Origin of the sequence: Polynucleobacter sp. VK25 (assembly GCF_018687355.1) — a bacterium.
Taxonomy (GTDB): Bacteria; Pseudomonadota; Gammaproteobacteria; order Burkholderiales; family Burkholderiaceae; genus Polynucleobacter.
Map to the genome: position 1 here is coordinate 601464 of NZ_CP061288.1, position 12217 is coordinate 613680.

Sequence of the window (12217 nt, forward strand, 5' to 3'; positions counted from 1 at the left end):
CTGCTTAGTTATTCCCCTAATTACTTAGGTGCTCTCATGAACTGGAGCATTTCTTGTAAGGCTTCTTTGGGCGACTTGCGTAGCTGCTCAACAACTGCCTCATAGTCCTCGGCAGGACGGTTCTGACTAAGCTTAAATTTTCCAACCAAACTCTTGATCTCAATCTCGATACCGATGATAGCTTTGAGCATGGTTTGCACATACTCCTCGGGGGCATCATCAAGCTTCCAAGTCGATTGATAGGTGGGCTCATGAATATTCGTCATTTGTGAGACATGACTTCTAAGCCATTGCGCATCATCAATGAGTTTGATGGTCCCTTCGGCATGTACTGCAGCGTAATTCCATGTCGGAACTACTTTGCCACTCTCTTGCTTGGAGGGATACCAAGAAGGAGTTACATAAGCATTGGGACCATTAAAGATTGCGGTGACAGCGGTATTGCTGCTATTCGCTACTTTGGTGAGTGGATTCATCTTGGCAACATGACCATAGAGCTTGGTCTTGTCTTCACTCAACATTAGGGGGAGGTGGTTAATTTCAAAATGACCATCTAGATTTGCCACGATGACGGCTAGGGGATATTCAGAAATCAGCTGAGCAAGAACAGCGGACTCTTCAACTAAAAAATGTTTTGGTAAGTACATAGTTAGATAGGTTATATGACGTGTGAATAAGTATGCATTAATCCGCTTGTTTTTGTTTTGGATCAAGCTCCTAGGGGCTTAAATAGGTCATTATTCATATTGAACACCCCTTTAAACGAATGATATTCATTCTCATTTATCGTTATAATGACCTTTATCCAAGCTAAAAAGCATATTGAATGAATTTAGACCAAGTCGACTTAGGCAGTCTTTATCGCGTCAGTGAAATCAATGCCCCCAAAGGCGCCCCTCAAATTAAGGGGCAGTTGGAGGATATTGGCTTTTTACCTGGCGAGCAGGTAACGGTATTGCGCAAAGGTCTTTTGGGCAAAGGACCTTACATGGTTCGCGTGGGTGCCTCGACTTTTGCATTGCGCCAATCAGAAGCACGCATGATTACAGTTGAATCAGCAGCGCATGTCTGAAGCTAAAGTTCATTTTTATTCGAGTGAGCCACTCGTAGCCTTATTGGGTAATCCCAATTGCGGTAAAACGGCTTTATTCAATTTACTGACTGGTAGTCGACAAAAGGTTGCCAACTATTCTGGTGTAACGGTTGAGCGTAAAGAAGGGCGCTTATTGCTCGAGTCCGGTAAAAATATTCGCATTCTGGATTTGCCGGGTGCATACAGTCTTTATCCAAGATCTTTGGACGAAAAAGTAACCTGCAATGTATTGCTTGGTAGAGCCGAAGGCGAGAAGCGTCCTGACTTAGTTGTCTGCGTATTGAGCGCAATGAACTTGCGTCGTAACTTGCGTTTGGTGTTGGCTGCAAAGCGCTTGGGCTTGCCTTGCGTAGTGGTGCTCAATATGCTCGATATCGCTAAGCGCCAAGGTTTGCAGATAGATACTGCTGCACTCTCTAATGAATTGGGGCTTCCAGTTCTCACCAGCATTGGCATTCAGTCTGATGGTGCCGATAAAATCAAACAGTTTTTGTCGAATCTAGACTGGCGCAATCTCGATGGATTACGCACTGGAACAAGTGACGCCACTCTAGAAAATGTTGCTTCTCATATTGCGCATACAGAGACCGATAACATTCAAGTCCAAAGAATTCTGCAAAACCTTAAGTTGGATCAAATTATCCCTGATCAGTTGAGTGATCGATTGGATGCAGTATTGCTACATCCAGTCTTCGGCCCCATTATTTTGGTGGCTTTACTCTTTTGCATCTTCCAGGCAGTTTTCAGTTGGGCTACCGTACCCATGGATCTTATTAAAACGGCGGTTGAGTATTTGGGAGTACAGATTGTTGAAATCTTGCCGAATGGTTGGTTGCGAAGTTTAGTGATCAATGGAATTTTGGCAGGCTTAGGTGGGGTGGTGATTTTCCTGCCGCAAATTTTGATTTTGTTTTTCTTTATTTTGTTGCTCGAAGAATCTGGCTACCTTCCAAGAGCCGCCTATCTCCTCGACAGGGTAATGGGCTCGGTAGGACTCTCTGGCAGATCCTTTATCCCGCTGCTTTCTAGCTTTGCTTGCGCCATTCCGGGAATCATGGCCACTAGAAGCATTTCTAACGCGCGTGATCGCATGGTGACAATTCTGATTGCACCGATGATGACTTGCTCAGCACGTTTACCTGTTTATGCCTTGTTAATCTCTGCATTTATTCCTGAGCAAAAGCTCTGGGCTGGTATCGATCTACAGGGCTTAGTGTTGTTCTTGCTTTACCTTGCAGGAATATTGGGTGCGATGGCCGTAGCCTGGATTCTAAAGCGCTTCACTAGTGAGCAATTTAAGATGAATGCACTCATGATGGAGTTACCAAGCTATCACATGCCACGCATCGGCAATTTAGCGATTAGCTTATGGCAACGTGCAGAGATATTCTTACGTCGTGTTGGCGGAATTATTTTGCTCATGACTATTGGTTTATGGGCGCTCTCTAGCTTTCCATTTCCGCCTGAAGGTGCAACAGGTTCGCCTATTCAATACAGTTTTGCCGGCATGATCGGGCAGGCCTTAGCCCATGTATTCTCGCCAATTGGCTTTAATTGGCAAATCAGCATTGCTTTAGTGCCTGGTATGGCTGCTCGTGAGGTTGTTGTGAGCTCCCTAGCAACGGTGTATGCGCTTTCTAGTTCAAGTGTGGACGCAACAGAGGCATTGATCCCTTTGATTTCTAGTGGCTGGTCTTTAGCCACTGCATTGTCTTTGCTGGCCTGGTTTGTATTTGCACCGCAGTGCTTATCTACCATCGCAGCGGTTAAACGTGAGACTGGTGGATGGAAGATCCCCGTCATTATGCTCAGCTACTTATTTGGCTTGGCTTACCTCGCTGCATTTATTACTTACCGAATAGCTCTTTTATTTAGTTGATAGCAAGACAAGTGCAGTACCAATAAATAAAGCCACCCGAGGGTGGCTTTATTCTTTCTGAAAACTCTTAGTGAATATTATTCAGTAATAAACGTATTCTCAAGTTTGCCAATGCCACCCATCTCAACAACGACAACATCACCGTTGACCAAGTACTTCGGAGGCTTAAAGCCAATACCAACGCCCACGGGCGTACCAGTAGCAATCAGATCGCCCGGATAGAGTGTGATGCCCGCAGAAACGGTTGCAATCATATTCGGGATGTCAAAGATGAGATCTTTAGTGTTGGAGTTTTGACGTAATTCCCCATTGACCCAGCACTTTACAGAGATATCTTCGGCATCCACTTCATCTGCTGTAACTACCAATGGACCCATGGGGCAGAAGGTGTCAAAACTTTTACCTAAAAACCATTGCTTGTGTCTTTGTTGCCAATCGCGTGCGGTCACATCATTGATCGCTGTAAAGCCCCAGACATGCTTCATGGCATCTGCTTCGCTAATCCCTTTGCCACCTTTGCCAATGACGATGGTTAGTTCTGCTTCGTAATCGATGCAGGTTGACACTGCAGTTGGAATGATGACGTTAGTATTTGGACCGGTTACAGACTCAGGGGGCTTTGTGAAGAAGATTGCGTGGCTTGGAATATCTTCACCAGGTTTTGCGCTACCGTCAAATCCGCTATTGGAAAATTCTTTAGCATGCTCATGGTAATTTTTACCCACGCAGAAAATATTGCGGCGTGGTCTAGGTACCGGAGCAAGGAGGCGAATATCACCAAAAGCATGGGTAGAGGTAGGCTTCGGTAATTTCCCGGCTAGGTCAGCCTTGAGAATGGCAACAATGCCTTCTTCGCTTACATCAACACCTAAATCAAGCTCCTGAACTGTCTTGCCATCGGCAGAAACAATGCCTACGCGAGTTTTGGTGGGTTCTTTGGCTAAAACAAATGCTGCATATTTCATGATTACTATCTCCAGGTGGGGTTTTGTCTACGAAAGCCCCTGTTTATTGTGATGAATCTTGTAGTAGGATAAAGACCATAAATAATAACTAAATTACGTATTAGAGACAAAATATGAGACAAAAATATCTAGCCATTCCTGCTTTAGCCCTCCTATGGGCGTGTTTGACCCTTCCGAGCGCCTTTGCGCAAGCACCTGAATCTTGGCCTACAAAACCCATTACCATGGTTGTGCCGTTTCCACCAGGTGGGGTAGCCGATATTGTGGGAAGGCCGGTAGCAGAAGCGCTTTCTCGAAGCTTGGGTCAGTCAGTAATCGTAGAAAATAAAGCGGGTGCTGGTGGCGGTATTGGTATGGCTGCGGTTGCTAGAGCCAAACCCGATGGCTATACCATTTTGATGGCTTTGTCATCGATCTCAATCATCCCAGAGGCGGATAAAGTAGTCGGTAGAGAGCAATCATTTCAACTGAATCAATTAAAACCGATTGCGCGTTTTACCGCAGACCCAACTGTTTTGGTGGTGAGGGCAGATAGCCCTTGGAAAGATTACAAATCTTTTGTTGCGGCAATGCGAGCCAATCCTGGTAAATATAACTTTGGCTCATCTGGCAACTATGGAACGATGCATGTGCCAATGGAGATGCTGAAGTCTTCTGAGAAATTCTATATGGTGCACATCCCTTACACGGGTGCAGGTCCAGCGATTGTGGGCTTATTGGGTGGACAGGTTGATGCTATTGCCACGGGACCTTCTTCTATCGTGCAGCAAATCAAAGCCGGCAAGGTTCGTGCCTTGGCGCACTGGGGCGACGGTAGATTAGCCAGCATGCCTGAAGTGCCTAGCTTCAAGGAGATGGGTGTGAAGATCGAGTTCTCTCAATGGGCTGGATTATTTGTGCCAAGCGCAACACCTGACTACATTACCAATAAATTACGTGAAGCCGCAAAACAAGCGGCCAGTGATGAGCGTGTGCGTGCTGTGATTAATGGTGCTGGAAGTCCAATTCAATATATGGATGCTCCCGAATTCAAAACCTACTGGGATAAGGAATCTGCTCAGATGGGTGAGGTTGTTAAAAAGATCGGTAAGGTGGAGTAATGAAGAAACGAATTCTGTCCCTTTTTATTTTTTCCCTCTGTGCTCAGGTTAATGCTGCCACCGTCCAAGAGCAGATGGACCAAAACCCCGCAGTGAAAACTGCGGTTGAAGAGTTGGTTTTAGCGAATCATATTTTGTATGACCAAAATGCAGTCGATGGTTATGGTCATATTAGTGTTCGCAACCCGATTAATCCCAATACATTCTTTCTGGCGAGAAGTGTTGCGCCATCCGTGGTCAAAGTTGAAGACATCATGGAATTTGACATGAATGGTAAAGCTTTAAACGGTGATACTCGTGTGGCTTATGGTGAGCGCTTTATTCATAGCGGTGTATTAAAAAATCGTCCCGATATCAACTCGGTAATACATGGCCATGCCTCTCCAATTCTTCCTTATGGGTTAACGGGTGTGACGCTTAAGCCCGTTTACCATATGAGTGCATTCTTGGGCGATGGCGCTCCTATATTTGAGATTCGTAATTTTGCTAAACCTAATCCAGATACCGATATGTTTGTTAGCAATGTAGATTTAGGTGATGCCTTGTCAAAAACCATGGGCTTGCAGTACTTTGTGTTGATGCGGGGTCATGGATATGCTGCAGGAGCAGACTCTATTAAGAAGGCTGTATTTAGAACGGTTTATGCAATTCAGAATGCCAGCATTCAGGCTGAGGCAATGAAGATGGGGCAGGTGCAATATCTCACTCCAGGTGAAGCAGTCACTGCACAAGAGACAATTGAAAAGACTATTGGACGCCCATGGCAACTCTGGAGCGAGCGAGTTAAAAAATCTCAGTAGTACTTCGCGCTCTAAATTTTTTGGAGCCCAATATAAATTCCTTTTATTTAGGATGTATTCGCATGAATTTGAAAATGAAATACTTGACTCTGGTAGCCCTTACTTTTTCTGGCTTGACTTTTGCTCAATCCGGCGAGAATACCTACAAGCAAGTCTGCTCCAATTGTCATGGCACAGGCGTTCTCAATGCTCCTAAGTTTGGCGATAAGGCCAAGTGGAAGTCATTGATTGCTGAGGGTCAGGTGGAATTGACTGGGCATGCCTATTTTGGCGTACGTGCAATGCCGCCAAAAGGGGGTAGCCCCAATTTGAGTATTGAGGGATTTGCTGATGCCTTGGTTTATATGGTGAATAACTCGGGTGGCAACTGGAAATCTCCTGATGCCAAAACTCTGGCAGCTATCAATAAAGAAGTTGAGGCACGCAAAGCAGGCTTGAAAAAATAACTACCTTGAAGAGGTAAGGTTAGTGCCAACGCTCGTAACAGGTAGAGCGTTGGTGACTATATCAATCTGGTTTGATATTGGAGTCTTTAATGACTTTGCTCCACATATTCATTTCGCGTGAAATTCGCTTGCTAGAGTCTGCGGGTGAAAGATAGTTCACATAAACGCCAGCAGCCAACATGCGCTCTTGAACTTCGGGACGTTGCAAGATGATCTTGATGTCTGTACTGAGTTTATCGATGATGGGTTTAGGTGTTCCTGCTGGAGCCAAAATACCAAACATACTCACTACGTCAAAGTTAGGTAACCCAGTGGCTTCTGTCACTGTTGGTACATCAGGCAACTGGCTAATACGTTTTGCAGTTGTTACTGCAAGAGGTCTGAGCTGACCAGCTTGAATAAATTGTAGGGCTGCAGGGACTGTTTCAGACATGGTGAGCACCTGTCCGCCTACTAGGTCAGTCATGGCAGGCCCACTTCCTTTGTAGGGTACATGCAATAAATCTAAGCCAAGTTGATAGCGAAACATTTCCATTGCGAGACGCTGCGGAGCGCCAGCACCAGAAGAGGCAAATGTGAGTTTGCCTGGATTTGCCTTTGCATAAGCAATGAACTCTTTCATATTCTTTACTGGAACTGAAGGATTCACAACAAAAACTAGTGGCACAACTCCCACTACGTCTACTGGGGTGAAATCTTTCTCCAGGTTGTATTTGATCTTGTCTTTATCGAGGTTCGCGTTAATGGCGTGTGATGTCAGAGCCCCCATGAGCAAGGTATAGCCATCCGCAGGTGATTTGGCAACCATATCAGCGCCAATATTGCCGCTATCGCCTCCACGGTTGTCTGGAACCACTTGTTGATTGAGTGATTTGGAAAGCTCTTGCGCCATGATGCGTCCAATCACATCGGTAGCTCCACCCGGCGGATAGGGGATCACCAATTTAATAGGCTTATCCGGATAGTTTTTGATTGCAGCGCTATTGGTTTGTGCATGTAGAGGCGCACCAATCAAGCTAGTACAAAGAAGCAGGCCGAGGCCCTTAATTATTTGTTGTCTCATTTTGAATTTTTAATAGTGGGTTGAATTGCGATTTTCTATTATCTACAGTATAAAAATTCATGCGCTGCGTCAATGATTTGCTCAATTCCCTAACTACAATAGATAAATGACCCTAGAGCCCCACCAAATCGAGATTATTGGTTATTGCGCTGCATCCTTAACCACAATTGCGTTTTTGCCCCAAGCCATTCAGTCTTGGCGTACCAGGGATCTTTCGGGGATTTCATTGGGAATGTATTCCCTGTTTACGGCTGGTGTAGGTTTATGGCTTGTTTATGGCCTCATTATTGAAAAGTGGCCCCTGATACTGGCAAATGCCATGACCTTCGCCTTGGCACTGAGCATCTTGTTACTGAAATTGCGTCATACTTCTAAACATCAGAAATAAAATACTTATTCATCTAAATTCTTCGAAAGGTTTTTATGTCTTCAGCATTTGTGATTGATCCACCAGCAGTGATCTCATTGCCCGTAACAGGTGATTCTCGCCGCTTTGCAGTGAATCGTATTTATTGCGTTGGACGTAACTATGCAGATCATGCGCGCGAGATGGGTCACGATCCAGATCGTGAGCCGCCTTTCTTTTTTATGAAGCCTGCGAATTCAATTGTGACTGATGGTAAAGATATGGCATATCCAAACTTATCAAGCGATGTACATCATGAGATTGAAATGGTGGTTGCGATTGGTAAGGGCGGTGCAAATATTTCTGCTGATAAAGCTTTGGACCATGTTTATGGCTATGGAGTCGGTTTGGATATGACCAGGCGTGACCTGCAGGGTGAGGCAAAAAAGATGGGGCGTCCTTGGGATACTGGTAAAGCATTTGATCAGTCAGCCCCTTGTGGTGAGATCACCCCAGCATCTCAATGCGGTCATCCTGCTAAGGGTGCTGTGAAGCTCTTGGTGAACGGGGAGGTTCGTCAAGAAGGCGATCTCAATCAACTCATATGGAATGTCCCGGACACCATCGCGTATCTCTCCACCTTGTTTACTTTGGAGCCAGGCGACCTTATTTTCTCAGGCACTCCAGCAGGAGTTGGTCCAGTGAAAAAGGGTGATGTGCTTGAAGGTAGTGTTGCTGGCTTAACAAGCTTAAAGACAAAAATTCTATAAATATAGATAGGGGTTAGGGTGATGAATAGTTTTCTCAGGAAAATTTTGCTAGCTTTTGCGGCTATTGCCATTCCAGTGTTTTTGGTTTCCTGTGCCACTCCTGAGCAGGTATCTTCTACTCCTTCGGTCAGTCTTTATGCAAATGCTGCTCCATTGGATTTACGTTTAAGCAAATGGCCTTATCCCTATCCTTTAAAAGAATTTAAGACTTCCTTACAAGGTCAGCCAGCTAGCATGATGTATATGGATGTAGCTGCGCTGGGTAAGCCAAAGGGTGTAGTGCTCTTGTTTCATGGGAAGAACTTCTCTAGTGATTATTGGGCGCCAACTATTGCGGGACTCTCTAAGGCTGGCTATCGTGTCATAGCACCCGATCAGATTGGCTTTGGAAAATCTTCTAAGCCGGATGTGGAATATCACTTTGATGATTTGGCCGCGAATACTCAGGCTTTGTTGAAGTCCCTCAATATTCAGCGAGTTTCGGTGATTGCGAACTCGATGGGTGGCATGGTGGGCATTCGTTATGCACGCTTATATCCACAGACTGTGCAAAAGCTGGTGCTCGAAAACCCACTAGGTCTTGAGGATTACAGTAAAGATATACCGCCCCAGAAAAATGAAGACTTACTAAAACTGGAGATGGCCCAAACAGAAACGAGTTACCGACGTTTTCTGCAGACTTACTTTCCTAACTGGCAGCCTAGCTATGAAAAGTTTGTAGAAGTCTATGTACGAGTTCAAAAAGGGCCAGATTATCCAGCCTACGCCAAGACCTCAGTATTGACGTATCAAATGATTGCTGAAAAACCAGTGGTGAATGATTTGCCACAACTCAAGATGCCAGTCTTATTGGTGATTGGGCAAAAAGATCGCACCGTATTCGGCAAGCGCTTTGCGCCACCAGAAGCAGTGAAGTCTTTGGGGAATTTTCCAGAGTTAGGCAAGAAGGCGCAAGCAGCTATACCGAATGCGAAATTGGTGCCCATTGAAAATGTGGGTCATGTACCCCACGTCGAAGTACCAGATCAATTTGTGAAAACGATAGTGGAGTTTTTAAACTCCAAAGGTTAGGGTTATAGCTACAGCTACAGCCATAGCAATCGCAACAGCCTTATTCGCCAACCCATCGGGGTGGACGACCCTCTAAGAAGGCGTTCACACCCTCTCTAAAGTCATTGCTGTTATAGGTTTCCCGCATCAGATCGGTGCAGTCGGGGAGATTGCTTTGGAGTATTCGCGCCAAGACAAGTTTGCTGGCTTTTTGTGTGGTAGGTGCCAGTGCCGCCAGCTTCTCTGCAAGCATATTGACGGTCACATCAATATCTACTGCTTCAGCAGTTTGATACAAGAAACCAGATCCCAATAATTCTGGCGCCTTAATCAGATCTGCTGTCAGCAACATCTTTTTGACTGTTGGTATCCCAAGGTGGGCTGCCAGCCAAGAAAGATTGCTTGGTGATAAACAGTTTCCTAAAGTTCTCGCTACCGGTATGCCGAAACGGGCATCCTTTGTTGAGATGCGAAAGTCGCAAGCGGTCGCCATTAACAGTCCACTACCTACAGCTAAACCTTTAATCATAGCAATGGTTGGCATGGGTAGTTGTTGGAGTGAGGCAAAGATATGATCAACGGCTACTTCATAGGCCTCATCTTTTTTGAGATCAACAAACTGTTGGATATCACTCCCGGATACAAATGCCTTATCTCCAGCGCCTCTAAAAATGACTACTCGAATATCGGGGTTGCTTGCTAGAGAGTCGCAGATCTTTTTGAGATCTTCATACATCGGCCAAGTTAAAGCATTGCGGGCAGCAGGATGATTGAAAATGACCCGCGCAATCTTTCCGTCGATGTCTAAATCGATGCAAGGTGGGGTAGGGCTTGTAGTCATAGACCCATTCTAAACAAAAGACCTTTCTCCAAGCTCTGTATTTGCAGAAATACCCTACCCAGTAGAGTCCTGCGCTAGAATAATCCTATGTATATGTTTCTACCTTTTCTGACAGCTTTTATCGGACTGGTTTTAGTCTGGTTTGAGAAACGTCTTGCGGGTTTGATTGTTTTGGCGCTTACCGTCGGCATCCTTTTGGTTTGGTTCCAGTTTCATGCAACCGACCATCTCAATATCAGTCTGTAATTATCGTGAGTAGACATTCCCTCCCTTCATTAGCAGCGCTAGGCAATCAATTGGCATTGTTGGCTGTTGTTGGCATGCTTTCTTATGCATTTGTCGATCAACTATATTTTGGCGAGTTACCTTGCCCTCTGTGCTTAATGCAACGTGTTGGATTTGTGATCATTGGATTTGCATTGGTCTTGAATATTCGTTGCGGTGCTCATTCCTCACATTATGGGTGGGGCATTATTGGTGGCCTAGCTGGAATGATGGTTTCACTCCGCCAGGTGTTCTTGCATATTCTTCCTGGCGACAAGGGGTTTGGCGCAACATTTTTAGAGCTCCATTTTTATACATGGGCTTATGTAGGATATACAGGTTTGATCATGGGCCTAGCAATTTTACTAATGCTTCCCAATCGTGAAGTTCGCTCACGTTCTTGGTTTGCAAATGCTTTAGTGATTATTTTCATTCTTTTAGTGTTTGGTAATCTTGTTTCCACTTTGCTTGAATGTGGCATCGGACCCTGCGCTGATGATCCAGTGAAGTATGACGGCTGGTTGTGGTTGCGCTCTCGCTTTGGTTTTTAACTTAGGCCTTTTGGTCTAGGTCTGCGTTGTAATATGCAATTCTCCAAAGTTCTAAAGAACTTCTTCTTAGCATCTATATTGTGGGCTATTGGGCTCTCAGCCCAAGCGCAAGGTATTCAGAAAAATACTGCCTGGCCTAAGCAAGCCATTCGTATCATCGTCACATTTACACCTGGTGGTGCGCCCGATATCTTGGCACGTGTTTTAGCGGAGAGTTGGCAGCAGAGTTTAGGTGTCCCGGTACTGGTGGAGAATCGCCCAGGCTATGGTGGCAATATCGGTGCTGATTTGGTTGCTAAGAGCGAGCCAGATGGCTACACCTTGCTGATTGGCACTGTAGGCATACATGCAATTAATGGCGCGCTTTATGAAAAGATGTCTTTTGATCCTATAAAGGATTTCACGCCCATTAGTTTTTTAGCTAGTACGCCAAATGTACTGATCGTGAATAAGAAATTAGGTGTTAGCAATTTGCATGAGTTAATTGAGTTAGCAAAAGCAAAACCAGATCAGCTGACTTTTGGTTCGTCGGGGGTTGGCACCTCACTGCACATGTCTGGTGAACTTTTTAAAGAGATGGCTGGTGTGCAGATACGACATATCCCATACAAAGGGCGCGCCCAATCACTTCCTGACTTGCTGAGTGGCCGCATATCAATGCTCTTTGATAACCTTTCATCCTCTTTGTCTCTGATTAAGGCAGGCGAGGTTCAGGCTTTAGGCGTCACCACGCTGAAACGTTCGCATGCTGCCCCTGAAATTCCGACCTTAGCCGAGCAAGGGCTAACCGGTTTTGAGGCGGTATCCTGGTTTTCTTTGATGGCCCCGGCAAATCTGCCACCCAGCATTCAGAAGCGTCTAAATCTGATGGTTCGTCAAACCCTGAGTAGCCCAGAGGTCAAATCTCGTCTTTTATCTGGTGGTTTAGAGCCTGCTCCAGGCAGCCCCAAAGACCTTTCCAAGTTAATTGCCTCAGAAGCAAGTAAATGGGGTAGGGTGGTGCATCAATCGGGTGCAAAATTAGAGTAATCATTTAAGTAAAAACAGCT

The 12217-nt window shown here is 45.3% G+C and carries 15 protein-coding genes; 11 read left to right on the plus strand and 4 right to left on the minus strand.

Features of this window, described 5'->3' with window-relative positions; translation table 11 throughout:
* Positions 1 to 20: 20 nt before the first annotated feature.
* Positions 21 to 647 carry an FMN-binding negative transcriptional regulator gene (locus tag AOC21_RS03260; RefSeq protein ID WP_215392360.1) on the minus strand — a complete coding sequence of 209 codons (627 nt, stop codon included), beginning with the start codon at positions 645 to 647 and terminating at the stop codon, positions 21 to 23.
* A gap of 179 nt (positions 648 to 826) precedes the next feature.
* Here AOC21_RS03260 and AOC21_RS03265 point away from each other — a divergent pair, with 179 nt between their 5' ends.
* Positions 827 to 1072: a FeoA family protein gene (locus tag AOC21_RS03265; protein WP_215392361.1), complete on the plus strand. Its 246-nt coding sequence runs from the start codon at positions 827 to 829 to the stop codon at positions 1070 to 1072.
* Positions 1065 to 2972, plus strand: coding sequence for a ferrous iron transporter B (locus tag AOC21_RS03270; RefSeq protein WP_215392362.1), 1908 nt, complete (start codon positions 1065 to 1067; stop codon positions 2970 to 2972). Before AOC21_RS03265 ends, AOC21_RS03270 begins: the two co-directional genes overlap by 8 nt.
* Before the next feature lie 77 nt (positions 2973 to 3049).
* Here the strand turns inward: AOC21_RS03270 and AOC21_RS03275 are convergent, their stop codons facing one another.
* Positions 3050 to 3937: a fumarylacetoacetate hydrolase family protein gene (locus AOC21_RS03275; protein WP_215392363.1), complete on the minus strand. Its 888-nt coding sequence runs from the start codon at positions 3935 to 3937 to the stop codon at positions 3050 to 3052.
* Between the two features lie 113 nt (positions 3938 to 4050).
* Here AOC21_RS03275 and AOC21_RS03280 point away from each other — a divergent pair, with 113 nt between their 5' ends.
* The 3 genes from AOC21_RS03280 to AOC21_RS03290 all read left to right on the plus strand — a co-directional run bounded on the left by AOC21_RS03280 (position 4051) and on the right by AOC21_RS03290 (position 6283).
* Positions 4051 to 5037 (plus strand): tripartite tricarboxylate transporter substrate binding protein, encoded by a 987-nt coding sequence (locus AOC21_RS03280; protein WP_215392364.1) that lies wholly within the window; start codon positions 4051 to 4053, stop codon positions 5035 to 5037.
* Positions 5037 to 5837: a class II aldolase/adducin family protein gene (locus tag AOC21_RS03285; RefSeq protein WP_215392365.1), complete on the plus strand. Its 801-nt coding sequence runs from the start codon at positions 5037 to 5039 to the stop codon at positions 5835 to 5837. The genes AOC21_RS03280 and AOC21_RS03285 overlap by 1 nt, the downstream gene beginning before the upstream one ends.
* Positions 5838 to 5899: 62 nt before the next feature.
* Positions 5900 to 6283: a cytochrome c5 family protein gene (locus AOC21_RS03290; protein WP_215392366.1), complete on the plus strand. Its 384-nt coding sequence runs from the start codon at positions 5900 to 5902 to the stop codon at positions 6281 to 6283.
* 61 nt (positions 6284 to 6344) lie between these two features.
* Here the strand turns inward: AOC21_RS03290 and AOC21_RS03295 are convergent, their stop codons facing one another.
* The gene (locus tag AOC21_RS03295) at positions 6345 to 7346 is read right to left on the minus strand and encodes a tripartite tricarboxylate transporter substrate binding protein (RefSeq protein WP_215392367.1); all 1002 of its coding nucleotides are present in this window, start codon (positions 7344 to 7346) and stop codon (positions 6345 to 6347) included.
* A gap of 106 nt (positions 7347 to 7452) precedes the next feature.
* Between AOC21_RS03295 and AOC21_RS03300 the strand changes: the two genes are divergently transcribed.
* Genes AOC21_RS03300 through AOC21_RS03310 form a run of 3 tightly spaced genes read left to right on the plus strand, consistent with a single transcriptional unit; the run spans position 7453 to position 9533 of the window.
* The gene (locus tag AOC21_RS03300; RefSeq protein WP_215392368.1) at positions 7453 to 7734 is read left to right on the plus strand and encodes a SemiSWEET transporter; all 282 of its coding nucleotides are present in this window, start codon (positions 7453 to 7455) and stop codon (positions 7732 to 7734) included.
* A 35-nt stretch (positions 7735 to 7769) separates the two neighbouring features.
* Complete coding sequence (locus AOC21_RS03305; RefSeq protein ID WP_215392369.1) at positions 7770 to 8462, plus strand: fumarylacetoacetate hydrolase family protein; 693 nt, start codon at positions 7770 to 7772, stop codon at positions 8460 to 8462.
* Between the two features lie 21 nt (positions 8463 to 8483).
* The gene (locus AOC21_RS03310; protein ID WP_215392370.1) at positions 8484 to 9533 is read left to right on the plus strand and encodes an alpha/beta fold hydrolase; all 1050 of its coding nucleotides are present in this window, start codon (positions 8484 to 8486) and stop codon (positions 9531 to 9533) included.
* A gap of 40 nt (positions 9534 to 9573) precedes the next feature.
* Here AOC21_RS03310 and AOC21_RS03315 read toward each other — a convergent pair whose 3' ends face one another.
* Positions 9574 to 10353, minus strand: a complete 780-nt coding sequence (locus AOC21_RS03315; RefSeq protein WP_215392371.1) for an enoyl-CoA hydratase/isomerase family protein — start codon at positions 10351 to 10353, stop codon at positions 9574 to 9576.
* A gap of 87 nt (positions 10354 to 10440) precedes the next feature.
* Between AOC21_RS03315 and AOC21_RS03320 the strand changes: the two genes are divergently transcribed.
* Genes AOC21_RS03320 through AOC21_RS03330 form a run of 3 tightly spaced genes read left to right on the plus strand, consistent with a single transcriptional unit; the run spans position 10441 to position 12197 of the window.
* Complete coding sequence (locus tag AOC21_RS03320; RefSeq protein ID WP_215392372.1) at positions 10441 to 10599, plus strand: DUF5993 family protein; 159 nt, start codon at positions 10441 to 10443, stop codon at positions 10597 to 10599.
* Between the two features lie 5 nt (positions 10600 to 10604).
* A complete protein-coding gene (locus AOC21_RS03325; protein ID WP_215392373.1) occupies positions 10605 to 11168 on the plus strand; it encodes a disulfide bond formation protein B in 564 nt (187 codons plus the stop codon).
* Positions 11169 to 11201: 33 nt separating this feature from the next.
* The gene (locus AOC21_RS03330) at positions 11202 to 12197 is read left to right on the plus strand and encodes a tripartite tricarboxylate transporter substrate binding protein (protein WP_215392374.1); all 996 of its coding nucleotides are present in this window, start codon (positions 11202 to 11204) and stop codon (positions 12195 to 12197) included.
* Positions 12198 to 12217: the final 20 nt, after the last annotated feature.

Coding starts and splice junctions, on each gene's coding strand:
- AOC21_RS03320 (WP_215392372.1), top strand. CDS start 10,441: ATGTATATGTTTCTACCTTTTCTGACAGCTTTTATCGGACTGGTTTTA.
- AOC21_RS03315 (WP_215392371.1), bottom strand. CDS start 10,353: ATGACTACAAGCCCTACCCCACCTTGCATCGATTTAGACATCGACGGA.
- AOC21_RS03265 (WP_215392361.1), top strand. CDS start 827: ATGAATTTAGACCAAGTCGACTTAGGCAGTCTTTATCGCGTCAGTGAA.
- AOC21_RS03310 (WP_215392370.1), top strand. CDS start 8,484: ATGAATAGTTTTCTCAGGAAAATTTTGCTAGCTTTTGCGGCTATTGCC.
- AOC21_RS03275 (WP_215392363.1), bottom strand. CDS start 3,937: ATGAAATATGCAGCATTTGTTTTAGCCAAAGAACCCACCAAAACTCGC.
- AOC21_RS03285 (WP_215392365.1), top strand. CDS start 5,037: ATGAAGAAACGAATTCTGTCCCTTTTTATTTTTTCCCTCTGTGCTCAG.
- AOC21_RS03290 (WP_215392366.1), top strand. CDS start 5,900: ATGAATTTGAAAATGAAATACTTGACTCTGGTAGCCCTTACTTTTTCT.
- AOC21_RS03295 (WP_215392367.1), bottom strand. CDS start 7,346: ATGAGACAACAAATAATTAAGGGCCTCGGCCTGCTTCTTTGTACTAGC.
- AOC21_RS03260 (WP_215392360.1), bottom strand. CDS start 647: ATGTACTTACCAAAACATTTTTTAGTTGAAGAGTCCGCTGTTCTTGCT.
- AOC21_RS03300 (WP_215392368.1), top strand. CDS start 7,453: ATGACCCTAGAGCCCCACCAAATCGAGATTATTGGTTATTGCGCTGCA.
- AOC21_RS03330 (WP_215392374.1), top strand. CDS start 11,202: ATGCAATTCTCCAAAGTTCTAAAGAACTTCTTCTTAGCATCTATATTG.
- AOC21_RS03280 (WP_215392364.1), top strand. CDS start 4,051: ATGAGACAAAAATATCTAGCCATTCCTGCTTTAGCCCTCCTATGGGCG.
- AOC21_RS03270 (WP_215392362.1), top strand. CDS start 1,065: ATGTCTGAAGCTAAAGTTCATTTTTATTCGAGTGAGCCACTCGTAGCC.
- AOC21_RS03305 (WP_215392369.1), top strand. CDS start 7,770: ATGTCTTCAGCATTTGTGATTGATCCACCAGCAGTGATCTCATTGCCC.